This window comes from Roseimaritima sediminicola, assembly GCF_009618275.1.
GTDB lineage: Bacteria > Planctomycetota > Planctomycetia > Pirellulales > Pirellulaceae > Roseimaritima > Roseimaritima sediminicola.
In genome coordinates this window covers 101645-127184 of record NZ_WIAD01000005.1, presented here as the reverse complement: position 1 = coordinate 127184, position 25540 = coordinate 101645, and the positions used below count along the sequence as shown (strand labels likewise).

The window sequence follows — 25540 nt, the reverse complement described above, 5'->3', positions numbered from 1 at the left end:
ACCTCAGCTACGCGAGGCGCTCTACCGAGACGCCGCCGTTTCCGTGATACTTGAAGGCATGAACGACACGACCAACAGCTGCAGGACGTATCGGAACCGCGAAAAAGCGGCCAGCGGTTCCAACCGGGACTTCGACCTTTTGGTTATCGGCACCGGCCCCGGAGGCGAGGGGGCGGCGATGCAAGCGGCCAAGGGTGGCTACCACGTGGCCGTCGCCGAACGCCACTATTCGATCGGCGGGGGCTGCACGCACTGGGGAACGATCCCCAGCAAAGCCCTGCGGTATGCGATCACCTCGACCATGACGGCCCTGAACAATCCCATGTTTCGCGAATGGGGCGTGCGGTTCAGCCCCTCGATGCGGCAACTGAAACAGGGCACGCAGGCGATCATCGCCAAGCAGGTCAACATGCGGCAATCGTTCTACGACCGCAACGACGTGCCCATCCTGCAGGGCGCGGCTCGATTCGTCGACGAACACACGGTCGAAGTCGCCGGCGAACGTTACACCGCCGACCACTTCGTGATCGCCACCGGTTCGCGTCCCTACCGGCCGCCCAACGTCGACTTTGACCACCCCTGCATCTTCGACAGCGACACGATTCTGGACCTGGATACCAAGCCGCATTCGATCACGATCTACGGCGCCGGAGTGATCGGGGTGGAATACGCGTCGATGTTCCGCAATCTGGGCATCAAAATTAATTTGGTGAACACGCGAGAAAAACTGCTCGAGTTCCTCGACGACGAAATCATCGATGCGCTGTCCTACCACTTGCGCGATCAGGGCATCCTGATCCGCCACAACGAATCGTTCGAGTCGCTGGAAGGTTGTCCGGGCGACAACGGAGCGGTGATGCGGCTGAAAAGCGGCAAGCTGCTGAAAACCGACATGGTGCTGTGGGCCAACGGCCGCCAAGGCAACACCGATGCTCTGGGCTTGGACGCAGTGGACCTGGAACCCAACAGTCGCGGCCAGTTGGTCGTCGACGAGCAGTTCCAAACCGCACGCGAACACATCTACGCCGTGGGCGACGTGATCGGTTACCCTTCGCTGGCCAGCGCCGCCTACACCCAGGGCCGGGCTGCGGCGATGCACATGCTGGGCAAGAAAGACGGCAACCTCCGCCTGCATGACATCCCCACGGGCATCTATACCAGCCCCGAGATCAGTTCGGTGGGAAAGACCGAACGGGAGTTGACCGCGGCCTGCGTTCCCTACGAAGTCGGCCAAAGCAATTTTAAGAGCTTGGCCCGGGCCCAGATCACCGGACGCACCGTCGGCATCCTGAAACTGCTGTTTCACCGCGAGACCAAGGAGGTGCTGGGCGTGCACTGCTTTGGCGCAAACGCTTCGGAGATCATCCATATCGGCCAGGCCGTGATGAGCCAACCGCCGCCGCACAACACCATCGAGTACTTCGTGGAAACGACGTTCAACTATCCCACCATGGCCGAAGCCTACCGGGTCGCCGCACTGAACGGATACAACCGCTTGTTCTGAGGCGCCGTCTGCCGTGAGCCGCCCGTCTGCCGTGAGCCGCCAATCGGCCGTGAGCCCTCTGCATCGCTCGTTGTTGATGATCCTGGCCGCGGCCACCGCCCTGGCGATCCTGCTGGGCTTGTTGGCCCACGGCGATCGACATCGCGGCGTCGACCCGCTGGTGCTGTACTGTGCGGCCAGCAATGCGGCGGTGATCGAGCGATTGCGGGAGGACTACCGCCAGCAATCCGGCCGGGATCTGGAGATCCACTACGGCCCCTCGCAGGCCCTGCTGTCGACTTTGCAGATCCGCCGCGCCGGCGACCTATTCCTGCCGGCCGACGACAGCTACGTCCGCTTGGCCGCCGCCGATTCTCTGGTCGCCGCCAGCCATCCGGTGGCCCGAATGCGGGCGGTGGTGGCCGTTCGTCGCGGCAACCCCAAGAACATCCACAGCCTGGATGACCTGCTGCGCAGCGACGTCACCCTGGTGTTGGCGAACCCCGATTCGGCGGCCATCGGCCGGTTGACGCGGCAAGCGTTAGAACGCGCCGGTGGCTGGTCCGGCGCAGCACGCGCAAGCCGGGCCTTTCGGGCCACGGTCAACGAAGTTGCCAACGACGTACTGGTCGGGTCGGCCGATGCGGGGATCGTCTACGATGCCGTCCTGCACGCCTACCCCGACCTGCAAGCGGTCGCGCTGCCGGAACTCAGCAGCGCCCGCTCGGACGTCTCGGTCGCCGTGCTGACGACGTCCCGCCACGAGCTCGCCGCCCGCCGATTCGTCGACTTCTTGACTGCCGAGAACGGAGGCCGGCGGCGCTACGCTGAATTCGGTTTCGACGTTCGAAGCCTGCAGGGGCCGAAACCATGACGCCCGACACGCTCAGGCCCACGACCTCCGGGCCGGAACGATTGCAGCGGCACCAGCGATCCCAGCTGCCGTTCTTCTTCATCATGGGCGGAATCGCCTCCTGTTTTGTGGTCCTGATCGTGCTGCTGCTGGCCGCCGATCTGGCCTTCACCTCGTGGGCGGATTTTCGCGTCGCGCTCGAGCGACCGGAGATCCGGGCTTCGCTGCGGCTGACCCTGCTGACCTGTTCGGCGGCGGCCATCCTGTCGGTCATCGTCGCGACGCCGCTGGCCTATCTGTTGTCGCGGTTTCGCTTTCCCGGCCACCGCTTGCTGGACACCCTGGTCGACGTACCGCTGGTGCTGCCGCCGCTGGTGGTGGGTTTGAGTCTGTTGATCCTGTTTCACACGTCGCTGGGTTCTTGGCAGCTGGAGAGTTGGCTTGCGCAGCGGCTGGGCTTGGAGGTCACGTATCGCTGGCCGGCGATCGTGCTGGCCCAGTTCGTGGTGGCCTGCGGGTTTGCCACGCGCACGATGCGGGTCACCTTCGACCAGATCGATCCTCGCTGTGAAGACGTCGCGCGAACACTCGGTTGCACCCGAGGCCAAGCCTTTCTGATGATCGCCCTACCGCAGGCTTCGCGTGGCCTGGTCGCTGCGCTGACGATCGCCTGGGCGCGTGCGATGGGTGAGTTCGGTCCGATCCTGGTGTTTGCCGGCGCGACGCGGATGCGCACCGAAGTGCTTTCGACCAGCGTGTTTTTGGAATTGAGCGTCGGGCACCTGGACGCCGCGGTCGCCGTGTCGCTGCTGATGGTGTCGCTGGCCGTGCTGGTGCTGATCGTACTGCGGCTATTGCACCGACCGGCCGGGCCCGTGAGCCGTAGGCGCTAGCCTCGGGCCTCATCCCGATCGATCCGGCCGCGGCACCGACGGACCCAACACCCATCGCGCGTGCCCCTACCATCCCAGGCACCGAAGCCTATGCCACGGCTCACAGGCTAGAAGCCTATGCCACTGCTCACAGGCTAGAAGCCTATGCCACTGTTAAAAAAAATCTGGGCACGCCGGCGGTTTACGAGCTATGTTTCCTCCAGACCCCCTCGTCCTGAAGCCTTTTCGATTCGATTCTGATTGACTTTTCCGGAGCCGATAGATGCCAAGACGTGAATCTCGCCAGGGGTTCTCGCTGCTGGAAACCGTCGCAGCCGTCGTGATTCTTGTGGTCGTTGCCGCCGCGACAGTCCTTACCGTCGCGCCGATGTCGCACCACGGCGACACCGCGATGGACAGGATGTCTCTGCAGGAATTGGCAACCCTGAACAGTTTGGCGCACGCCTACCGCGCGCAGCATGGCGCGGCGGTGGCGGGCCTCGAAACCCTGCGCGACGCCGGCTACATCGCCACCCGGACGCCCCGCGAACAAGCTCGCTTTCGCCAGCTGCAATCGCGGTACGTCTTCGATCCCGCAACCGGTGGATTCCACGTGCGGTAGCAACGCCCCCCAGGTTCACCTGCCCCGCCGCCAGCGCGTTACACTACCGCTTTGTCTTTGCTCCCTCCTTTCCGAGGACGATCGATGCGGTGGATCCCAATCCGGCTGTGCGCAGGCCTCTGCCTGCTGGCCCTGAACCTGACGACGGCACTTGCTCAAGACAACGCGGCGGACCGGCCGGCGGCCCAGCGAACCGCGTTCTCCGGCGCCTTCATACCGCCCGATGCCGCCGTCGCCGGCTTTGTTTCGCCTCGGGCCATCATGACCGCGCCAGAGCTGCGGATGATGCCGGTGGAGATCATCCAGGCGCAAGCGATTGCGGAAACGGGTGTCGACCCGCTGCACATCGAACAAGTGACTTTCGTCGCCGGCCTTCCCGGCCCCAACGGACCGCCCGCCGCGGTGATCATCCAGTTCACACAGGACTACGCGATCAGCGATTTGAACCCGCGGTTGCTGCTGGACACCGAGCCGCTGCAGATGGACGACCGCGAGGTGTATCCTCTCGAAGGCCCTCCGGGGACGGTCCTGCACCGCCGCGATGGCCGCACTTGGATCCTGGCTACCGGCGGCTACCTGGAAGATGTGCTGACCGCCGCCGAAACCCAGGGGCAACTGTCCAAGCTGGTCACGCGAGTCCCCAACCAAGGCGGCGTCACGGTCGTCAGCGTGATGGAGCCGGTGCGGCCGATGATCACGGGAATGCTGAAGCAGGACGCCGACCAAATGCCGCCCGCGCTGCGAGACCTGACCGACTTTGCCGAGTGGACCGATGCGTTGGTCGTCAACGTTCAACCCCGCGGACTGCTGGATATGCAGGTCATGGCCGTGGCGCTGTGCACCGACGAAGCGGCGGCCAGCAATTTGGAAGCCGCCCTCAATGGCGCCTTGGACTTTGGCCGCGATGAGTTTCGTCGGCAGATGGGTCGTGACGTGGATCCCGAAGACCCGATTCAACTGGCCACGCTGAAGTACTATGCCCGCATCTCGCAACAGTTCAGCGACGCCCTGCGGCCCCAGCGGACCGGCAATCGCGTTACGTTGCGTGCCGGTGGCAAGATGGCTTCGTCCGGCGTCCTGATCGGGGTGCTGTTGCCGGCCGTTCAGGCCGCCCGCACCGCGGCTCGCAGGGTGGTCGTCGCCAACGACCTGAAAAACTTGGCTCTGGCGATGCATAACCATCACGATGCCTATGCACGGCTGCCGTCGCCTATCACCGCCGAAGATGGCACGCCGCTGCTCAGCTGGCGAGTCAAGATCCTGCCTTTCATTGAACAGCACGCTCTGTACGAACAGTTTCATCTGGATGAACCGTGGGACAGCGAACACAACCTGGCACTGCTCGAACAGATGCCCGATATCTACGCTCATCCGCGACTGAACCTGCCGGCGGGACAGACCGTGTACCAGGTCCCGGTCGGCGAGCGAACCATGTTTCCCGCTGGAGAACCGCTACACTTCCGAGATATCACCGATGGGCTGAGCAACACGCTGATGATTGTCGAAGCCTCCGAAGCGGCCGCCGTGCCGTGGACCAAACCCGCCGACGTGCAGATCGATATGGAAAACCCGGCGGCCAACCTTTCCCAGCGGCGTGCCGACGGGTTCCAAGCCGCGCGCGGCGACGGGGCGGTCCTCACGATCCCTCGTGAGGACAAAGAAAAGCTGAAAGCCCTGTTCACCCGCGACGACGGGAAAATCATAGATTTTTAAAAACTACAGCTTCGCCATCAACTTTTCGATCCTGGGCACGGAAACCTTTTCGGCCGTGCCCAGGGGCTGGGCAAACAAGCTGACCCGCAACTCTTGCAGCATCCAGTCGAGCGTCTGGATGGCCGCTGACCGCTGACCGTCGGCCTGGCCCTCACGCTGCTCGTCCAGCCGTGTGGCCAGCCGCCACAGCTGGTCGGTGGCATCGCGATCGCGAGCTTCGCCGCCGGATCGCAGCTTGTCGATCCGGTAGGCGATCGCTTCAAAGTACCGCGGGTAATGCTGCAGCCAGCGCCACGGCGTAACGGTCAAGAATCCCGACCGGGTCAGCCACTGGACTTGATGATCGATGTCTTCGCGCACCCACCCGTGACGGCTGCCGCCCAGCGACTCCCACCCGCTGCGCGCTTGCTGGAAGGCGTCGGCCCAAGCCGGCAACCACTTGGCAACGCTCTGCGTCGCCACCGCGATCCGCTGGCCACGCTGCTGGCGACGCTGTTCGAACTCCTCCCGCGTGCGCACCGGCGACTGGTCGTCCACAAAAGCGATCCGGGCAATTAAATCCATCAGCGACGCTTCGAACTGGTCCGCCGGCAGCACGCGAGCCAACAACATGCGAGCTTGATCCCCGCCGGGCAACCAACGCACCTGCGAACGCAGCTCTTTGCGTTCGGTGATCGCGAACAGACGCGTCAGCCCGCCCTCGTGCACCCAGGCGGCCGTGGCCGCGTCGGCGAACAATCGCAGCGAAACCGAATCGCCATCGTCGACCAACGCCGGATACTGAGCCACGCGCACGCCACCGCGCTCGGTCACCACCTCGGCTTCGATGCGCTCCAGATCGAACGTCGTCATCCCTTCGCGTTCGGATGCCGTGGCCACTGGCTTGCCGCCCGCGGCTTCTCCGGCGGCCGAGTCTTGAATGCCCAACTCCTGCATCACCCCGCTGACGCTGCGACCGCTGGCCAGCGTTTGGCCTTGGTCGTCCACGACGTTGACGCGCATCTGAAAATGTTCGGGCAGTTTGTCTTCCGAAAAATCTTCGGGGCGAATTTCCATCTCCGCCCGCCGCGAGAGGCTCTGGCAAACCGCCGGCATGAAGGGCACGCGTCCGTAGTCTGCGGCCAGCTCGTCACAGACGGCGCGAGCCACGTCGGCGGCCGGCACCAGGTTGCGGCGAATCCGTTTGGGCAGCGACTTGATCATCGCGACGAGCTTGGCTTCCAGCAGTCCCGGCACCAGCCAGCCCAGGCGGTGGTCCGAGACCTGGGTCAGGGCGGCCTTCGGTACGGTGACCGACAGCCCGTCGCGCGGCGAGCCCGGTTCGTAGTGGTAATCGACGGGCAACTGCGATCCGCCCACGTCCAGCACATCGGGAAACTGCTGGCTTTGAATCCCGCCGGCCGCCTCGGGCAACAGGTCCCCGGGGTGCATGTACAGTTCGGACTCGTTGGCCTCGATCGCCGGCGGCTCGTCCAGCCAACGATCCAGGTCCTCGGCCTGCCGCAGCTGTTTACTCCAGTCGGGAACATCCCACTGGCGGTCCAAACGTTCCAGGCTCGTGCGGTCGACGACTTCGACCGGCAGCCGGGCGTGATAGAAATGCAGGATCGTCAACGGATCGACCACGAACTGGCGCTGCCGCGATTTGGCCGCCAACGCCTCGATAAGATCGCGCAGGCGGCGATTGTGCGTGACGAACTTGGCGCGAGTGGGCAACTGGCGTTCCACCAAGCCCTGTTCGATCAACAGTTCGCGAGCGGTGGTCGGGTCGACCGGTGCCAGCGGCACGCGGCGGCGAAGCACGATCGGCAACCCGAACAGGTTCACGCGCTCGTAACAGAACGCCCCGCCCTGCTTCTTGCTCCAGTGCGGATCGCTGTAACTGCGGCGGACCAGATGCTCGGCCAAATCCTCCAGCCACTGGGGCTGGATGCGGGCGACGGTGCGGGCGTAGGTTCGCGACGTTTCCACCAGCTCCGCGGCCACGATCCACTTGGGCGGTTTGGCGAACACACCCGAACCCGGCCAGAGGCTCAACTGTAACCCGCCCGCGCCGGCGTAGCGGTTCTTGTCGGTCAGCATCGCCACGCCCGACAACAATCCGGTCAGCAGCGAGCGGTGGATGGCGTCGTAGCGATCCTGGGGCACCAGGTCTTCGTCGGCCGCTTGCGAGGGCAATAACCGCGGCGGTTCGATACGTGCTCGGCCGCGCGACCGACCCGCCGACCGGCCGCCCATTCGCTTGCCGCCCGTTCGTTTGCCACCCGCCGGCAGCTCGCCGACCAGGCTTCGCAGCTGGCGATACACGTCGGTCCATTCCCGCATCCGCATCGGCGACAGGAATCGGCTGCGGCAGGCCTTCTGCAGCCGGCTGCGCGACAGCTCTTTCTGCTGGCGATGATAAAAGTCCCAGATCCGCAGGTAACCGATGAAGTCGCTATCGGCGTCGCGGAAGATCTCGTGCGCCTCGTCGGCGGCTTGCTGTTTATCCGGCGGCCGTTCGCGAGGGTCCTGCACTTCGATAGCCGCGGCGATCACCAACACCTCGGGCAGCACGCCGTTCTCCTCGGCGGCCAACAGCATCCGCCCGACACGCGGATCCACCGGCATGCGTCCCAGCTGCCGGCCGATCGTCGTCAACCGCTGGTCATCGTCCAGGGCCCCGATTTCGTGCAGCGTTTTGAGGCCTTCGCGAACCGATTCGGGCCGCGGCGGGTCGAGAAACGGAAACTCGTCGATCGCGCCCAGCCGCAGCGTCTTGGTTTGCAGGATGACCGAGGCCAGATTGGTGCGGCGGATTTCCGGCGTGGTGAACGCGGGCCGCGAAGCGAAATCTTCCTCGCTGTACAACCGCACGCACACGCCCGGTCCGATTCGGCCACAACGGCCGGCCCGCTGGTTGGCGCTGGCCTGGCTGATCGCTTCGATCGGCAGGCGTTGGACTTTGCTGCGCGAGCTGTAGCGGCTGATTCGCGCCGTGCCGGCGTCGACGACGTAGTGGATTCGCGGCACGGTCAGCGATGACTCGGCCACGTTGGTCGCCAGCACGATCCGCCGCGTATTGCCCTGCGGATTAAAAATCCGCTGCTGTTCTTTCTGTGGCAAACGAGCGTACAGCGGCAATAGTTCGACATTGCCGCGGCCCTGGCGTTTGAAGTGCCCGGACAGACGGTGTGAGACTTCGCGGATGTCGCGTTCGGTCGGCAGGAACACCAACGCATCGCCGGGGCCGGCCTGCATGACCTCTTCGACGCCGGCCACGACGTGCCGCGCCAGGTCGTAGTGATCCGAATCGCGGCGGACCACCGAGCGGCTGTCCGCATCGTCGTCGCGGCCACCTTCGACGACGTCTTCCCACGGCAGGTACCGCAGCTCCACCGGGTAACCACGGCCTTCGACGTTGACGATCGGCGCCGGGCCGTCCTCATCGGCAAAGTGAGCGGCAAAACGTTCGGCGTCGATCGTAGCGCTGGTGATGATGATCCGCAGATCCGGCCGCTTGCCCTGCAACCGCCGCAGCAGACCCAACAGAAAATCGATGTTCAACGAGCGTTCGTGAGCCTCGTCGATGATGATCGCGTCGTAGCGTTCGAGGTAGCGATCCGACTGGGTTTCGGCCAACAGCACGCCGTCGGTCATCAATTTGACCAGCGTCGTATCGGCCGTCTCGTCGACGAAGCGGATTTTGAAACCCACGGCCCCCGGGCAAGCCATTTCATCGCTCAACCGCCCGGCGATGGACCGCGCGGCCAGCCGGCGAGGCTGGGTGTGGCCGATCAGAGCGGCCCGGCCCAGGCCGGCTTCCAAACAGAACTTCGGCAACTGCGTACTCTTGCCGCTGCCGGTCTCGCCACAGACGACGATCACCTGGCGGGTGCGAAGCAGTTCGACGATCTTCTCGCGATGGGCGGCAATCGGCAGCTCGTCGGGACAATCCAGCCGCGGCTGCATCCGCCGGCGTTGCTCAAGCCGCTGACGCGAGGCCTCCAGCCGCTGGTCGAAGCGTTGCTGTTGGTCCTGGTCCGTGGAATTCCCCTGGGACTGCGAATCCTGGATCCGCTGCCACTGGCGGCGCAGGGCAAACCGATCGGCCAGCATGGCCTCGTTAAACGGCGGTGGGGAGGGAGAATCTGGCTTCATAACGGGGTTCGGTTTTCAAGATACCGAACGCTTCCAAAACCGGCTACTCCCGCCCCGGCAGCATGTCACTGGTTGCGGCGGATGACTTCGACCAACCTGGCTGGATTCGGGATCCGCTCGGCGACAATCTCCAGATCGTCTTGTCCGGAACTGGAGATGCCGATGTCGCCGACGCCCAACATGCGCTCGAGAAACGTTTGGTCGACCTGGATGTTGCGAACGTCGTCGTGCTGTACTTCGGAAGTATCGCGCGCGATGATTCCCTCTTGCAGGATCGTGCGGTCGTCGGTCACGGTCAGCGTCGTAAAGGCGCTCTTCAGCATCCAACTGGCCCCGATTCCAACCACGACCACCAACCCGGCCAACGACAGCCAGAACAGCCAGTTGAATGGGCCTCCGGCGACCAGCCCCCCGAGCAACGCGGCCCACAAGCCAAACAGGCACGCCGCGATGGCAACGAGCAGCAACAGCGTCTTCAGCGGCCGAGCGCGAAAGGCCACCGGATGCACCTTGAACAATTCCTGCTCGCCCGGACTGCCGGCCAAGGCGTCGTTGGCCCCCTCGCCGCCCGCCTCCACCGTCCGCACCGACGTTACCTGCGTCGTCGGCACTTCGATCTCAAACGGCTTCTGACAAGCCGGGCAGACGATCGGTTCCTCGATCCGGTCGACCGTGGTTTCCACTTCTTTGGAACAGTACGGGCAGTTGGCTTTCAGCAGTTGCATGACGGGCCTGGGTGAATCCACCGAGAGTACGAGTCGAGCGGAACAACGAATAACCAAGACACATAGCAATTCGTATGCCGCAATCCAGTACTCCGCGCAGCGGCGCACGAGCACGAGCACGAGCACGAGCACGAGCACGAGCACGAGCACGAGGACGAGCACGAGCACGAGCACGAGCACGAGGACGCCAGCGGCGCTGAATCGCGAAGCGATGGCAGTTGATAGCCTCGGATGCCAATCCGAGGTAGGACGCCCCCAGAACATGTCCGGAGTCGCGGAGCGACGGCAGGTGATAGCCTCGGATGCCAATCCGAGGTAGGACGATTTTTATTGCCCGGCGGTTCTTGCCACCGCACGATACACCGCTTCGACGGCGTCGTCGTGGACGTCGCTGGCCAGATTCTCCTCGACCCAGCGGCGGCCGTGACGTCCGTAGCGCCGCCGCCGCGGCGGGTCGGCCAACAGCTCCAGCGTCGCCTCGGCCAACTGCCGCTCGTCGCCCTGCTGCACCAGTTCGCCGGATTGCCCCGGGTGGACCGTTTCCAAGAATCCGCCCAGCCGCGAAGCGATCACCGGCACTTCACACGCCAGCGCCTCGCAGGCGGTCAAGCCGAACGGTTCGTCCAGACTGGGACACCAACACACGTCGGCGATTGCGAAGATGCGTTCGATGTCGCTGCGGCTGGCCAACCAGTGCACCGACCGCTGCACCCCCAGCCGCTCCGCTTCGGCCCGCACCTGCAAACCGTACTCGTGCGATTCGTGACCGACCAACACCAACTGGGCCTCGGGCACTTCGGCCAGGATGCGGGGCAGCGCGCGCACGGCAACTCGTTGCCCTTTGCGGCGAATCACGTGACCGGCGATCAACAGCACCGGCGCGGTCTCGCCGAGCCCGACTTCGCGGCGCACCCGCCGGCGGTCTTCCTCGTCCAGGGGCCGGAACCGCTGGGTATCGATCGGGTTGTGGATCACCGAAATCCGCGACGGACGGACCCAATTCCAGCGGCGGTGGAAGCGAAGCGTGGCGGCGGAAACGGCGATCACATGATCGGCCAGCGCCCAGTGCACCTGAATCTTGTTGGAATGAGCGGTCGAGACACAGGGCACGCCGTACAATCGCCGCAAGCACACGCCGAAATTAAATGCGCGACTGCTGTGACCGTGCACCACATCGATGCCCTCGGTGGCGACAAAATCGCGTACCCGGCGAAGCTCGTCCAGCGGCCAGCGTCGCAGATCGCTGGGGATGTGCCGGATGTCGCGTCCGGCGACCTGCTGGGCCACCCAGCTGCCCTCCGGCGCCAACATGGTCACCTCGTGACCACGCGCCGCCTGCCGCGTCGCCAGCTCCACGGCGTACTGCAGCGCGCCATTGACGGTGTTGCCGCCGCTGGTCATCTGCATGATTCGCACGCGTTTACTCCCAGCACAATTTTTCGGCCGGGAACACGGGACCTTCAACACAGGTCCGCTTGTAATCCCAATCGCCGTCGCTCTGACGCACCTTGGCGACGCACGAAAAACAGATGCCGATCCCGCAGGCCATCGGCGTCTCCATCGACACCTCGCAGCGCACCCCGCAGGCGGCGGCAACCTCCGACGCTTTCTCCATCATGATTTCGGGGCCGCAGCACAGGACCCGAATCGCCGCGGCCGAAGTGTTCTGCAAGGACTGCTGCAAAACCTCTTCCAGCACCGTCGGCACCAACGCTTTGCGGCCACGAGTGCCGTCGTCGGTACACAGCTGGAGGTCGACGCCGGCGGCGGCGAAATCATCCAGCCCGGCAAGCAAGTCCGCGCTGCGAGCCCCGTAGACCAGCGACACGCGTTTCGCCCAGCCGGTTTGCCGCTGGCCGAAACGCTGATGCCCGAGCGCCTCCTTGGCGACCGCCACAAAGGGCGTCTGGCCGATGCCTCCGGCCACCATGATCAAGTGCTCGCAGGGATCCGGGGCAAAACCGTTGCCCAGCGGCCCCCAGACGGTCACCACACTGCCCACGGCCGCGCCGGCCAGGTAACGCGTCAATTTCCCTTTGCGGATGTAAACCAGATCGATCGCTTCGGGCTCGCCGGCGGCGCCGGAGTGGACGTCGTAGACGGCCAGCGCGCGACCGATCAGCGGATCGTCCAACCCGTGGATGCGAATCATCACGAACTGGCCTGGAACCACTCTCGAAGCGATCTCCGGTGCAACCAATCGCACCAGGAATGTCTCTCGGGCGAGCAACCGGTTCTCGGTGATCTTTGCGTCGACCTGCTGGGCATCGTCGGCATAGTACGCCGCCTGCAACGGATTGCTCACGATCCTATCGACCCTTCTTCTTGCGTGGGGAGTGTTTGCGTGTCGACGGTTTGGCCGAACCGCCGGCCGAACGGCCTCCGCGCCGCGAACCCTTGGCGCCGCCGCGTGCGGTTTTAGGGTGGGGCTTGGATTTCGGTTTTGCTTTACGCGGCCGCGTCTCGGCGGGCTGGTCGTCGCCGATCACCGCACCGGTTTGCGGCGGGGCCGACAGATCGAACTCCAGTCGCGGCGTCCGCTTGCCGCCTGCCGCTGGCGGTCGTCCGCCCCTTTTGCGCGTGTCCGATCCTGTTGCCGCCGGCCCGCCCCGGTTTTTTTTACCAGCCGTGCTCTTGCCCGCCGCTTTGCCGCCGCCGGGCTTGCCGCGTGAGACGGTCTTGCGAGCGGGTCGGCCGCCCGCCACGGGTCCTTTACCGGCCGCTCGGTCGCGACCCGCCTCAGCTTCGGCCTTCAGCTTCTTGACCTCTTCAAAGCTCAATTGGCGGTAGGCGCCGCTGGGCAACTGGCCCAGCTTCAGCGGACCGATCGCGACCCGCCGCAGCTGTTGGACTTTGTGGCCGAGCCGAGCGAGGATGCGGCGGATCTCGCGGTTCTTGCCTTCTCGCAGCGTGATCTCCATATCGGTCGCGCGGCCCCGAGCCTTGCGGATTTTGGCCCCTTCGACGCGCACTCGTCCCTCGGCGATGAAGATGCCCTGCCGCATCTGGCGCATCGTCTCCGCGCTGACCTCGCCGGCGACCGTCACGTGGTAGACCTTCAATACGCCGTAGCGAGGATGGGTCAGTTGATCGGCCAGGGCGCCGTCGTTGGTCAACAGGATCAACCCTTCGCTGCTGCGGTCCAGCCGGCCCACGGGAAACACGCGGTACTCGGGCGGGATCAGGTCGATCACTCGCGGTCGCCCCATCGGATCGCGGTTGGTCGTGACCACACCGACCGGCTTATTCAGCAGAAAATACACCGGCTTGGGCATCCGCAGCGGCGTGCCGTCGACACGGATTTCACTGGTCGCCGGGTCGACGGTCGAACCCAGCCGGTCGACGACCTCGCCGTCGACTTCCACCCGCCCGGCCGTGATGTACTCCTCACACTGCCGGCGGCTGCCCAGTCCGGCGGCAGCCAACACGCGTTGCACCCGCTGCTTGCCCGAAGGCAGCGGAGCGGGCGAGGAGGTTTTCTTTCGAGCGGCCATAGCGGTGCAGCACTAGCGGGGGTGGTGAAGGACAAAGTCGTCGGCAGACGCTTGCCCAGACTAACACATCCCGCGTTTTTTGCCTCCTGCCCTTCAGGCCGCTATTGGCCGAAAAACCACCAGGGCGACCCGTCGCGGTAGAGCCGATCGCGGACCGGTTCCGCCAGCGGCTTCTGGTACGAGGGCGGCCGAGCGGCTTTTTCCTCGACGCCGATGTCGTTCTGCGGAAACGGATCGTGCAGCACCGCCCTGCCCTGCTGGTAATCGATCGGCCCCGGCGGCGGCAGCAGCGAACGGCCGCGACAACCCAGAGACACGGCCGATACACACGCAAAACCGGCGCAGCACATCCAGAACGCAAGTTTTCGCATGGTATCCTCAGCCGCAGAACAATCGACATGTGTATGTACAAGAACCCGTGGTGGATCCTAGCCAAACCGGGCGCGGCAGGCCAAGAGCATCCGCCCACGATTCCCATCATCGACAAATCACATTGCTAGCATTAGCCAAAACGTTTCCGCCGTCGACCGGGAGAAACGCCCCCGAATGACACAAGCATTCCCTCGCCCCAACGGGGCAACCCTACGTCAGCCCAGGCCAACGGCCTGGGTTTTCATAGCCGGCTCCACGCGAAAGCCGCAAGACTTTGGAGCAGAGACGTCGGGGCCGCTTCCCCCAAACTCGGGCGAGTTCGGCGACGGGCGAGTTCGGCGACGGGCGCATGCGGCGACGGGCGAGTTCGGCTACGGGTCGATCCGCAGCACGACCGTCCCGGGCTGGTCCAGCCGCACTTCGTAGCCGCCACACACGGCCGGCACCAGCAGTGATCGCCCGGCGGCCAGCGGAGTGCGGCCCCCCTGCCAGACCAGCGTGGCCTTGCCGGCGGGCACGGTCAGCAGCGAGAACGCGTCTCGCTGGGACACTTCCAGAGCGTCTTCGCCCTGTCCTTTTTGCAGCGTAAATTTGTCGCAGTCGACCAACCGCTGCCAGCCGCCCTCTTCCGCTTGCGGCGTTTGCCGGTCCACCGGCCCGCGGTCGTAATCGGTGACTTCGAGGGCCTGCTGGATGTGCAGCGGACGAGGCTGGCCGTCGGGGCCCACGCGATTCCAATCGAACAGCCGAAACGTGGTGTTGCTGGCCTGCTGGATCTCGGCTACCAGCAAGCCCGCTCCCAAGGCGTGGACGGTTCCGGCGGGGATGAAGACACAGTCGCCGGGCTGGGGCTGCAGCTCGTGCAGCACGCGGTCGGTCTGGCCGGCCTGGACCGCGGCGGCCAGAGCCTCGCGATCGACGCCCGATTTCAGCCCCGCGTACAGCTTGCTGCCGGGCTGGGCGTCGACGATGTACCAGGCTTCGGTCTTGCCCAGATCCGGCGGATCGAGCGTGGCGGCGTAGCGATCATCGGGATGGACCTGTACCGAGAGATCGCGGTTGCAGTCCAGATACTTTAACAGCAGCGGGAACCGCTCGGTCGTGCTCTGACCAGCCGCCCCGAGCAGATCTCGGCCGTGCTGGCGAACCAATTCTCCCAGCGTTTTCCCGGCCAACGGCCCCGAGGCCACGACGCTCTGCGCCTCGGCGTGATCGACCACCTCCCAGCTCTCGGCGGCCCGCTGCGAGTCCGGCAGCGGCTTGCCCAGCACCTCGGCCAACTGCCGCCCACCCCACAGGTAATCCTGCATGACCGGCACAAACTCCAGCGGATACAGCATGCTACGCTCCCGAACCTTCGAACCTTTGGAACCTTAGAACCATCAGAAATCACAAAACCTGCAGAAATCGCACCGAATGAACCGTCGTTTTGGCGTCAGAAACATCCAATCCGCCGGGTGCACCTCACCAAAGTCTTGCTTCGTAGTTAAACTGGTTCGCGTCTGTCAGACCAGCCGGGATACCGGCGCCTTTTTCCAACGAAATCACAAGGAACCGGCTCCACCGTGGAACTGCCATCGCGTCCCAAGGACAGCCTATTCGACGACTCGACGATGACTTTCGGCGAGCACCTGGAGGAGCTGCGTAGCGCGCTTCGCGGTGCGGTGTTGTGGTTGGCGATCGGCTTGGGCATCGGATTAATCTTCGCCAATTCGCTGGTGGAATACGTCCAGCAGCCGCTGCGCAAAGCCATCCTGACCTTTCAAGCCGACCGCGAGATCGCTCGCCGCGGCCTGGAGCCCGACGCCAAACAACTGAAACCGCTGCGGCAGTTCCTGGTCCACAACTCGTTGGAGATCGAAACCGTTCTGTTGGTCCCGCAAGCTCCCGCAGTCGCGTCGGCCCTGCCGACCCCCGCGGCGGACAACGACGAGAGCACCGTGGAGGAGAGCGACGAATTGGTCGTGCCGGACGTGGCCGCCAACGAACCGCTGGCCGGCGCGGAGCCGCCGGCACCGCAGAGTTTTGAAGTCGAAAATTACGAGCTGCCCGAACACATCCTCCAGGAGCAGCAGGACCTGTTGGCCTTGATGCAAAGCGGCCAGACGGTCGAAAACCTGCCGCGTCAAGTCATGCTGCGGCCTTCCAAAGCCGGCCTGAACTCGCACAAGTCCGAAGAGGGCTTCATGATCTGGATCAAGGCCGGTTTGATGATCGGAGCGGTGCTGGCCAGCCCGATGATCTTCTACCACCTGTGGGGGTTCGTGTCGGCCGGCCTGTACCCGCACGAGCGGCAGTACGTGTACGTGTACCTGCCGGTCAGCGTGATCCTGTTCACCGCCGGGGTGTGCCTGGCGTTCTTCGGCGTGCTGTACTACGTGCTCAGCTTCCTGCTGACGTTCAACGCCGGGATGAGCGTCGATATCCAGCCACGGCTCAGCTACTACATGAACTTTGTGCTGCTGTTGCCGCTGGGCTTTGGCGTGGCGTTCCAGCTGCCGCTGGTGATGCTGTTCCTGGAGCGACTGGGGATGTTCACGGTCGAGTCGTATGTCAGCAGTTGGCGAATCGCCATCCTGGTGATCTGCGTGGCCTCGATGATCCTGACGCCTGCGGATGTGACCAGCATGGTTGCCTTGGCCGTGCCACTGATCTTTTTGTACTTTCTCGGTATATTAATGTGTAAGTACATTCCGCGAGGTCGCGGGCTCGGCAGTGCCGCCCTGGATCCGCGGTAATTCCGTGGACTTCCTCCAGCTGGTACGCACATTTTCCATGAATCTCTGCATCCGCTTTGCTGTGGTCGGACTAGCCGCAGTCGTTTTGACCGGCTGCGACCGCCAGCCGCAGGCCGAGCTGCAATTCGAACCCAACTACGTTCACGCCTACAAGTACCAGATGACCGAGGAACTGCCCATGCAGCAGTCCCTCGAGGATGCCAACTGGGCGGTCAACGAGATGTTCGGTACGCCGGCCAATCCCAAGTTGCCAGAGTTTATCACCGAGGACGAAGACCTGGCGGACGTCGTCTCGGTCGACCGCCTGCACGAAGGCCAGAGGCTGTACCGCGAGAAGTTGTGCGTGACCTGTCACGGCGAGAACGGCAGCGGCCGCGGCATCAACTCCACACTCTCGACCCCCTACCCTCGCGACTACCGCATGGGGGTGTTCAAATTCAAAAGCACCAAGCGTTCGGCCAAACCCACCCGCGACGATCTGGCCGAATTAATTCGCGACGGCATTCCGGGTACGACCATGACGGCCGTGCCGCAGATCACCGACGAACAGGTCCAGGCCCTGGTCGATTACGTGATCTATCTGTCCTGGCGGGGCGAGCTGGAACGGATGCTGATCGACGACGTCATCAATGAAGGCATCGACGTGGCCGGTGACGAACGGCTGATCGATCCGGCCGGACGCAATTCCGAAGACGAAGAAGCTCGTGAAGACTTCGAAGAGGCCTGGGAGTACGCCGAAGCGTACGCGATCGAAATCGCCGAAGACTGGCTGGACGCCCCGGACGATGTGGTCGAAGTCGAATTGCCCGAGGACATCCCGGTGCCGGCCAACAGCGAAGAGATGAACGCCATGCTCGAGGGACCCCAAGCCGACGCGCTGCTGGCGTCGATCGAGCGGGGACGCGAAGCGTTTCAGGGCAAGATCGCCGCCTGCGCCAAGTGCCACGGCAAGGAGGGCAAGGGCGACGGCCAGACCGCCGACTATGACGACTGGACCAAGGACTGGACGACCCGCGTGAACCTCAAACCCGAGGACCGCGAGAGCCTGATCCCGCTGCTGGCCCGCGGCGCGCTGGAACCCAAGAACATCCAGCCGCGAAACTTTGCCGAAGGCGTCTTCCACGGTGGCTCGGCCCCCGAAGAGCTGTATCGCCGGATCACCGTCGGCATCGCCGGCACGCCCATGCCGGCGGTCACCTACGTGCCGGGCGAATTCGAGGAAGAGGACGTCTGGCACCTGATCAACTTCGTTCGCTTCCTGGGCAAGGACAGCGAATCCGGCCAGTCCGAAGCGGCTCCGACCGAGCCGCCCGCGGCGGAACAACCCGCCGCCGACGCCCAGACCTAGCCCAACCGATTTCTCCCCTCTCCCCCGAATTCTGGCGAGCCTAAGCGAGCCAGAATTCGGGGGAGAGGGGTCGGGGGTGAGGGGGATTCCCATCGACACCCTTCCCTGCCTTTCCGCTCCAAACACAACCTGTACAGGAACCACGGATGTCCACTGCTCCCGATCCGTCCCATGATCCGGCTGCCGAGAAAGAATCGGCTACCGAGAAACTGAACTTCATCGAGACGGCCATCCAGCAGGACCTCAAGGCCGGTCGCTTCGACGGCGTCGCGACACGCTTTCCGCCCGAGCCCAACGGCTACCTGCACATCGGGCACGCCAAAAGCATCTGTTTGAATTTCGGCTTGGCCAAGAAGTACGGCGGCACGTGCAACCTGCGTTTCGACGACACCAACCCCAGCAAGGAAGAGACCGAGTACGTCGATTCGATCAAGAACGACATCCGCTGGTTGGGCTTCGACTGGGACAACCTGCACTTTGCCAGCGACTACTTCGAACAACTGTATCAGTGGGCGGTGCAGCTGATTCAAAGCGGGCACGCCTACGTGTGCGATCTGAACGGCGAAGAAACCCGGCGCTATCGCGGCAGCGTGACCGAGCCCGGCCAGAACAGCCCCTACCGAGACCGCACACCGGAGGAGAACCTGGACCTGTTCCAGCGGATGCGCGCCGGCGAGTTTCCCGACGGGGCGAAAACCCTGCGGGCCAAGATCGACATGGCGTCGCCCAACTTGAACCTTCGCGACCCGGTCATGTACCGGATCATGCACACGCCGCATCACCGCACCGATAACCAGTGGTGCATCTACCCGATGTACGACTGGGCGCACGGCCAGAGTGATTCGCTGGAGAACATTTCGTTTTCGATCTGCACGCTGGAATTCGAGAACCATCGTCCCTTGTACAACTGGTTCTGCCAGACGCTGGGCATCCACAACCCGCGGCAGATCGAATTCGCGCGGTTGAACATGACCTATACGGTGATGAGCAAACGCAAACTGCTGCAACTGGTCCAGGAGGGCTATGTCAGTGGCTGGGACGACCCCCGGCTGCCGACCCTGGTGGGACTCCGCCGCCGCGGCTACACGCCCGAATCGATCCGCGCCTTTTGCGACGATATCGGGGTCGCCAAATTCAACAGCACGATCGACGTGATCAAGCTGGAGAACGCCGTCCGCACCCACCTGAACGAGGTCGCCCCGCGACGGATGGCCGTGCTGGATCCGGTGAAATTAACTTTGACCAACTGGCCCGAGGGTCGGGTGGAAATGATGGAGGCGGTCAACAACCCCGAAGACCCGGCGGCCGGCACACGGCAGGTCCCCTTCAGCGGCACGCTGTACATCGACCGCGAGGATTTCCGTGAGGAAGCCCCCCGCAAATACTTCCGCCTGAAGAAGGGCGGCGCGGTTCGCCTGCGGTATGCCTACATCATCGATTGCCACGACGTGATCAAGGACGACGAGGGCAACGTGACCGAGATCCTCTGCACCTACGACGCCGACACGCACAGCGGCAGCGGCAACTCGCAGCGCAAATGCAAAGGCACCATTCACTGGGTCAGCGCGGAGCACGCCGGCGACGTCGAAGTGCGACTGTACGACCGCCTGTTCACGGTTGAAAAACCCGATGTGGCATCCCAAGAAGGCTCGTTCCTGGATCATTTGAATCCGGAATCGCTGCGAACTGCGCAAGCCAAGGTGGAACCGGCGCTGCTGGAAGTGGCCGCCGGGGAGAACGTCCAGTTCGAGCGCACGGGATACTTCTGTGCCGATCCCGACAGCCAGCCCTCGGCTCCGGTGTTCAACCGCACCGTCGCCCTCCGCGACACCTGGGGCAAGATGCAAGCCAAAGGCAAAGTCCACTGAGCGAACGCGTCTTTGCCGCGGCAAAGGCTCGGCCGCCCCTCGAACTCAGCGCAGCGGTACCCGAACTCGAATGGTCACGGTACACGCGTACGAGGACGAGGACGCCAGCGGCGCTGAATCGCGAAGCGATGGCAGTTGATAGCCTCGGATGCCAATCCGAGGTAGGACGCCCTCAAAACATGTCGAGAGTCGCGGAGCGACGGCAGGTGGCCTTAGCCACCTGCCGTCGCTCCGCGACTTTCAATGGCGTGGGGTATCGCTGACCTGGGATTGGCATCCCAGGCTATCGACGGTCGTTGCTTCGCAACTGGCAATCGCCTGCGATCGCTCGACGAGGCTGTGAACTGTTTTGCTGGTTGATACCCGGGGACTGACCGCCCTCGGCAAAGGCTCTGCCGCCCCCCGAACTCGAACGGTCACGGTGCACGCGTACGAGCACGAGCACGAGCACGAGCACGAGCACGAGCACGAGCACGAGCACGCCAGCGGCGCTGAATCGCGAAGCGATGGCAGTTGATAGCCTCGGATGCCAATCCGAGGTAGGACGCCCTCAGAACATGCCGGGAGTCGCGGAGCGACGGCAGGTGGCGCGGGGTATCGCTGACCTGAGATTGGCATCCCAGCCTATCGACGGTCGTTGCTTCGCAACTGGCAATCGCCTGCGATCGCTCGACGAGGCTGTGAACTGTTTTGCTGGTTGATACCCGGGGGCTGACCGGCCTCGGCCAAGGCTCTGCCGCCCCTCGGGCTATGTCACGGCTGCCTGCTGAAACCATGTCATCAGCGTCTCGTCCAGCCACCGCGTGCGGTCGCGGGCGATGTAGGCGGCGTGGCCGCCGCGGCGGGTGATCGTGGTGACCACCTGCTCGGACAACGGCCGCCTGCGAAACATCTCCACCGGCACGATCGGGTCGTCTTCGGCGGCGACAATTAATGTGGGCCGCCGCAGCTGCGACAGGTAGGGCGCCGAGGAGGCGGTGCGGTAATAATCGTCGACGTCGGCAAAGCCGCCCAGCGGCGCCGTGACCCGCCCGTCCAATTCACGCAGTGTCCGCGGCAACCGGTCCAGCGACAGCTGACGAAATTCGGTACTGGCCTGCACCTTCGGCGGCACCCGGCGCAGCAGCGCCCGGATGAAGTACCAGTTGTAAGGCCGCAGGCTTATCCGCTGCATGTTCTCGCTGCAGCAGGGCAGATCGATCGGGGGGGCGATTGCCGCCACGCGGCATAGTCGCTGCAGTCCCGGACTGCTCGAGCCGCTCGATGCCTTCGCCTCGCTCGCGTCGCCGCGGCCGCAGGCCCGCAGCAATTGGTTGCCGCCCATCGACACGCCCAGCGCCCACAGCGGTCCGGACCCGGTCTGCCGAGCGATCTCGTCGAGGGCGTCGACCACGTCGTCACTGCGGCCGGCGTGGGTTAACTGGCGGGAGCGTTCGAACGCCGCGCCACAGCCTCGCATGTCCAGCCGAAACGTGCGCACGCCCGCCCGCGTAAAGCGTTCGGCCCAGCGGATCATGTAGCCGGCCGCGTGGCAACCGCACAGGCCGTGCAGGAGCAACAGCGTCGGATCGCCCGGTTGCCAGCGGTCGGGCCGGTCGTCGTGCAGCACCAACCAGTCGCCGTCGCGGGTTTCGAGCGGCGTGGCGACCGCCCGGTAGGTCGTCGCCGGAGGTCGCTCGAGGGCCGCCAGGATCGTTTGCCGGTGTCCGCCGGCCCACAGCCAGGGCGGGCGAAACGGCACGGGGAAAGAGGTCGAAGCCATGCGAGGATTGTCACCGAAAGGGAGAGAACAGCCGGGCCGCGGGCGCTTGTATGGATCGGCTGGCCCGGCAATAGTACGGGCATGAAAGACATTCGTACCTTTATTGCGGTTCCCATGGAACCCAATGTTCAGAAAGCCGCCAAGGAACTGGTTCGCAAACTTCAAGACCAGGGGGACGGCGTCCGCTGGGTGCCGCTGGACAACCTGCACCTGACGCTGAAGTTCCTGGGCGACGTCGACAACACGATGATCCCTCGGGTTTGTCAGGTGGTTCGTCGTTGCTGTCAGCACGTTCCGGTCACGCCGCTGCACTTGGTCGGCGCGGGCGGCTTTCCCGATGCTCGGCGGCCCCGTGTTGTGTGGGCCGGGATCGAGAGCGGCGGCGAAGTATTTGCGCAGCTGGTCGCGGAGCTCGAGGAAGAATTCGCGGCCTTGGGTTTCAAGCGCGAGCCGCGCGACTGGATGCCCCACCTGACGCTCGGCCGTACCCGCCGCGGCGGCCGCCATCCGGAGCAGCTGGCCCAGCGGCTGGCCGAAAACGCCTCACGCGACCTGGGCTGGATGCAGGCCCGAGAGGTTTGCGTCTACGCCAGTTATCTGGACAAACACGGGCCCAGCTACCACGTGATGGACACGATCGCCCTGCAGTGAGAATCTGTAACGATTGCGAAGGACGTCCGGGTGGTTCGATTAATCGCGGAATTTCGTTCCCCGCGGGTCGATCTAATAACCCTGAAAAGGGGAGTATCCCAGTTGTCGCGGAAATGCCAGATGTATCGTGGCTGACAGCCGCAGACGATCCGTTCGCATAAAACTACAGAAGGCGATCAAGATGTCCAGAAGCTTGCTATCACGTATGGGACGCGGCGTCGCCGCAGCAGGATTGGCTTTCCTCGGCGGCACCTGCGCCGTTGACGTTCTTCACGCCGACGAGCCGGGCCAAACCGAAGCGGCCGCTCGCCTGGATGAACAGACATACCAGGAGATCATCGACCAACACCTGTACGGCGGCGTCGAAGCGGTCTCGCACGAAGCCGGGTACGTGCTCAACGAGCCGCAGAGCCCTGCCGGCGACGTCGGCCTGTACTACGGCGAGAGCTGCGGCTGCGGGGCGCCGGTGTGTGATGGCGGCTGCGGTGGCGGCCGCAAGTTCAAGCGGCGGGCGAAGCGCAGCGGTTCCCTGCTGGGTGGGCTGTGCGAAACCGATCGCTGCCCGCAACCCTGGTGGGCGCACCGCAACAGCGCCTACGGCGAATTCCTGCTGCTGACCGCCGGTAGCAGCGACATCATCCACGCCGCCGAATACACCGGACCGACGGCCGCCGACACGCCCACCGGCCCGCTGGGAATCGTCGACCTGGACGCCGAAGCCGGCTTCCGCGTCGGTGCTTCGCTGGCGGCCAGCCAGTGCAGCAGCCTGCACGTGGGCTATAGCTACTGGAGCGGCAGCGACACCGATACGCTGAACGCCACCGGCACCAACGTCCTCAATTCGCAAATCCTGCATCCCAGCCTGCTGACCACCGGAGCGGCCAGCCTGCAGGCTTCGGCTCAGCACGACATGAGCTTCCAGACGCTGGACGTCAACTACCGTCACCTCTGGAAACGCAGCAACACCATGGCCCTGAACTGGTCGGGCGGCGTTCGCTACGGCAACATGGAACAGAACCTGATCGGCGCCCAGACCGTGCAGGTGGCCACCGGCCTGACCACCGTCACCACCGACATCGACTTCGACGGTTTCGGCATCACCGGCGGCTTGGACTTCGAACGCTACAGCTGCGAGACCGGCCTGTTCTGCTACGGCAAGGGCATGGTCAGCTTGTTGGCCGGTGAATGGAAAGCCAACTACCGCCAAGTCAACCAGTTCGGTGGCGGCCGCGTCGGCAACGACTTTGAAGACTTCCGTGCCACGCCCATCCTGGAAGGCGAAATCGGCCTCGGTTGGCAGAAGCAGGGCGGCCGCGTGCGGGCCCAGATCGGTTACCTGATGAGCGGCTGGTACGACTCGATCAGCACTCGCGGCTACGTCGACGCGGTCCGCCGCAACAACCTGCTGGATGTCGACGAAACGATCACCTTCAGCGGCTTGACCACCCGGCTGACGATGCTGTTCTAAGTCGCTGCTTCGCGAACACTTCACTCCGATCATCTCCCTGATCAACCGCCAAGGCGGCCGACTTTTCAGTCGGCCGCCTTTTTTCGTGGCTGCAGCGAAGGTCAAGAAAGTTCCCGAATTCTGGGTGAATCCCCCTCATATTCGTTGCAACCCCCTCAGGCGTTGCCTATTCTACCGATATTGACACCTCGGAAGACTGGAAGGCGACCTACAACCTGGGGGAATCACATGACGCAGCGTCGTCAGTTGTTTGGCAGCGAACCCTCGGTTCGGTGGCCGGGCCGAACGATCCCCCCGGCGCTCCTGCCGGGCCCCACCGCGTCCCTCCGAACCGGTACAGGGACGCTCGACGACCAGCCAGCGCGGCCTTCGCCGTCTTCTTCTTTGCGGCTCCGCTCTGAGCCCAAGCCCTTCGGGCCCAATATCTCTCAGGCAACGCTGGTTTGCGGTTGCCATGCACGCGTCGAGCCCTTGTGGCGTGACAGCGGTTAAGTCCGGTCGGTCGATCACCCGCCGAACGTCTTTTCTTCTCTTTCCAACACCAAGCTGATCACCAGGACCGTGCCATGAGCATTCGCAAAATCTTCGGCGCCGCGCGCAACCAGCACTCCCGCCGCAACGAAACCCGCAAGGCCGCCCGCCGCAACACCCTCCGCCAGCGTTTGCTCGGGCACGAAACCCTGGAAGACCGCCGGTTGTTGACGGCATACATGTTTGTCGATTTCGGTGACAGTTTCCCAAACGGTGTGCTATCCACAACGCAAGGCGCATTTCGGGACGTCGCCAATGATCCCACTCCGGGCAACAGGATCCTCGGGCCGCAGTTAGAGGATTCCAGCGGATTCAATGCCGGAACAGCGCTGGACATCATGGCCCCTACGCTTACGGCGGCAGAACGGGAGGCCATGATGGCTAGCGTGCGCCGCGCTTACCTGCCTCTCGATGTACAGGTTGTTGAACTAACAGCCGCAGCCCAGGCCACCGCGGATGGACGAAACGTAGCCGCCGCCACTGGTATGGCGGACGTGGTTACCACACTTCGAGGTGGCAATGCTGCTTTCAAAGATGCTTACATTTTCGTGGGTCAGTTCGTCGCGGATCCTGGTGGTCCAAACGAAAGGATCTACGGACCGAGCGGGGGCGGCACTTCGCCAGTTAACGGCTTGGATACCTCAGACCTCAATGCGGCAAGCAATGCTCACGATGATGTTGCCGTTGTGTTCACGGGAATCAACAGCGGATTCAACTTTAATGTAATGAACAACATCGCTCATGAAGCGGGGCACAACCTGGGCCTGCGACACTCTTTGACCAACGGGTCGGGAACTGCCGCTACCGACTTGCTGCATCGCTCAGAAGTGATGTCCTACTTGAACACAAACAGCACGACCTCGTCGATTGCCTTTTCGCGGTATCCAGTTATCCGTGGCG

20 protein-coding genes and 1 pseudogene are annotated in these 25540 nt (G+C 64.1%); 12 read left to right on the top strand and 9 right to left on the bottom strand.

Going from position 1 to position 25540, the window contains the following annotated elements; genetic code table 11:
- Positions 1–58: 58 nt before the first annotated feature.
- The 5 genes from sthA to GE027_RS04735 all read left to right on the top strand — a co-directional run bounded on the left by sthA (position 59) and on the right by GE027_RS04735 (position 5543).
- On the top strand, positions 59–1504 hold the full coding sequence (sthA, locus tag GE027_RS04755; RefSeq protein ID WP_153556029.1) for a Si-specific NAD(P)(+) transhydrogenase: 1446 nt from the start codon (positions 59–61) through the stop codon (positions 1502–1504).
- 49 nt (positions 1505–1553) lie between these two features.
- Complete coding sequence (locus tag GE027_RS04750) at positions 1554–2357, top strand: substrate-binding domain-containing protein (protein WP_153556028.1); 804 nt, start codon at positions 1554–1556, stop codon at positions 2355–2357.
- A complete protein-coding gene (locus tag GE027_RS04745; protein ID WP_202617330.1) occupies positions 2354–3229 on the top strand; it encodes an ABC transporter permease in 876 nt (291 codons plus the stop codon). Before GE027_RS04750 ends, GE027_RS04745 begins: the two co-directional genes overlap by 4 nt.
- A 262-nt stretch (positions 3230–3491) precedes the next feature.
- Positions 3492–3830 (top strand): prepilin-type N-terminal cleavage/methylation domain-containing protein, encoded by a 339-nt coding sequence (locus GE027_RS04740; protein WP_153556027.1) that lies wholly within the window; start codon positions 3492–3494, stop codon positions 3828–3830.
- Between the two features lie 84 nt (positions 3831–3914).
- A complete protein-coding gene (locus GE027_RS04735; RefSeq protein ID WP_153556026.1) occupies positions 3915–5543 on the top strand; it encodes a DUF1559 family PulG-like putative transporter in 1629 nt (542 codons plus the stop codon).
- Between the two features lie 3 nt (positions 5544–5546).
- Here GE027_RS04735 and hrpA read toward each other — a convergent pair whose 3' ends face one another.
- The 7 genes from hrpA to GE027_RS04700 form a co-directional block, all read right to left on the bottom strand.
- Positions 5547–9683: an ATP-dependent RNA helicase HrpA gene (hrpA, locus tag GE027_RS04730; protein WP_237607281.1), complete on the bottom strand. Its 4137-nt coding sequence runs from the start codon at positions 9681–9683 to the stop codon at positions 5547–5549.
- Between the two features lie 65 nt (positions 9684–9748).
- A complete protein-coding gene (locus GE027_RS04725; protein ID WP_237607280.1) occupies positions 9749–10588 on the bottom strand; it encodes a PH domain-containing protein in 840 nt (279 codons plus the stop codon).
- 147 nt (positions 10589–10735) lie between these two features.
- The gene (locus GE027_RS04720) at positions 10736–11815 is read right to left on the bottom strand and encodes a glycosyltransferase family 4 protein (RefSeq protein ID WP_237607290.1); all 1080 of its coding nucleotides are present in this window, start codon (positions 11813–11815) and stop codon (positions 10736–10738) included.
- Positions 11816–11828: 13 nt separating this feature from the next.
- Entirely contained in the window at positions 11829–12713 is an 885-nt protein-coding gene (locus GE027_RS04715) for a dihydroorotate dehydrogenase electron transfer subunit (RefSeq protein ID WP_153556024.1), read from the bottom strand.
- 4 nt (positions 12714–12717) lie between these two features.
- On the bottom strand, positions 12718–13902 hold the full coding sequence (locus tag GE027_RS04710) for a pseudouridine synthase (protein WP_153556023.1): 1185 nt from the start codon (positions 13900–13902) through the stop codon (positions 12718–12720).
- Positions 13903–14003: 101 nt separating this feature from the next.
- On the bottom strand, positions 14004–14273 hold the full coding sequence (locus tag GE027_RS04705) for a membrane or secreted protein (RefSeq protein WP_237607279.1): 270 nt from the start codon (positions 14271–14273) through the stop codon (positions 14004–14006).
- Positions 14274–14645: 372 nt separating this feature from the next.
- Positions 14646–15614, bottom strand: coding sequence for a type I phosphomannose isomerase catalytic subunit (locus GE027_RS04700; protein ID WP_237607277.1), 969 nt, complete (start codon positions 15612–15614; stop codon positions 14646–14648).
- Positions 15615–15839: 225 nt separating this feature from the next.
- On the opposite strand from GE027_RS04700, the gene tatC reads away from it, so the two are divergent.
- The 4 genes from tatC (at position 15840) to GE027_RS04680 (ending at position 20745) form a co-directional block, all read left to right on the top strand.
- Positions 15840–17012, top strand: coding sequence for a twin-arginine translocase subunit TatC (tatC, locus tag GE027_RS04695; RefSeq protein ID WP_153556022.1), 1173 nt, complete (start codon positions 15840–15842; stop codon positions 17010–17012).
- Positions 17013–17049: 37 nt separating this feature from the next.
- Positions 17050–18360: a cytochrome c gene (locus GE027_RS04690; protein ID WP_153556021.1), complete on the top strand. Its 1311-nt coding sequence runs from the start codon at positions 17050–17052 to the stop codon at positions 18358–18360.
- Between the two features lie 146 nt (positions 18361–18506).
- Positions 18507–20228: a glutamine--tRNA ligase/YqeY domain fusion protein gene (locus GE027_RS04685; RefSeq protein WP_153556020.1), complete on the top strand. Its 1722-nt coding sequence runs from the start codon at positions 18507–18509 to the stop codon at positions 20226–20228.
- A 349-nt stretch (positions 20229–20577) separates the two neighbouring features.
- Complete coding sequence (locus GE027_RS04680) at positions 20578–20745, top strand: hypothetical protein (protein ID WP_153556019.1); 168 nt, start codon at positions 20578–20580, stop codon at positions 20743–20745.
- A 231-nt stretch (positions 20746–20976) separates the two neighbouring features.
- Here the strand turns inward: GE027_RS04680 and GE027_RS04675 are convergent, their stop codons facing one another.
- On the bottom strand, positions 20977–21990 hold the full coding sequence (locus tag GE027_RS04675) for a YheT family hydrolase (RefSeq protein ID WP_153556018.1): 1014 nt from the start codon (positions 21988–21990) through the stop codon (positions 20977–20979).
- Between the two features lie 81 nt (positions 21991–22071).
- On the opposite strand from GE027_RS04675, the gene thpR reads away from it, so the two are divergent.
- Positions 22072–22641: an RNA 2',3'-cyclic phosphodiesterase gene (gene thpR / locus GE027_RS04670; protein WP_153556017.1), complete on the top strand. Its 570-nt coding sequence runs from the start codon at positions 22072–22074 to the stop codon at positions 22639–22641.
- A 181-nt stretch (positions 22642–22822) separates the two neighbouring features.
- Positions 22823–24109, top strand: coding sequence for an Lpg1974 family pore-forming outer membrane protein (locus GE027_RS04665; protein WP_153556016.1), 1287 nt, complete (start codon positions 22823–22825; stop codon positions 24107–24109).
- A gap of 506 nt (positions 24110–24615) precedes the next feature.
- Here GE027_RS04665 and GE027_RS22790 read toward each other — a convergent pair.
- Complete coding sequence (locus GE027_RS22790) at positions 24616–24783, bottom strand: hypothetical protein (RefSeq protein WP_162006575.1); 168 nt, start codon at positions 24781–24783, stop codon at positions 24616–24618.
- 36 nt (positions 24784–24819) lie between these two features.
- Between GE027_RS22790 and GE027_RS23700 the strand changes: the two are divergent.
- Positions 24820–25488: pseudogene (locus GE027_RS23700) on the top strand (reprolysin-like metallopeptidase); the annotation flags it as partial.
- Positions 25489–25540: the final 52 nt, after the last annotated feature.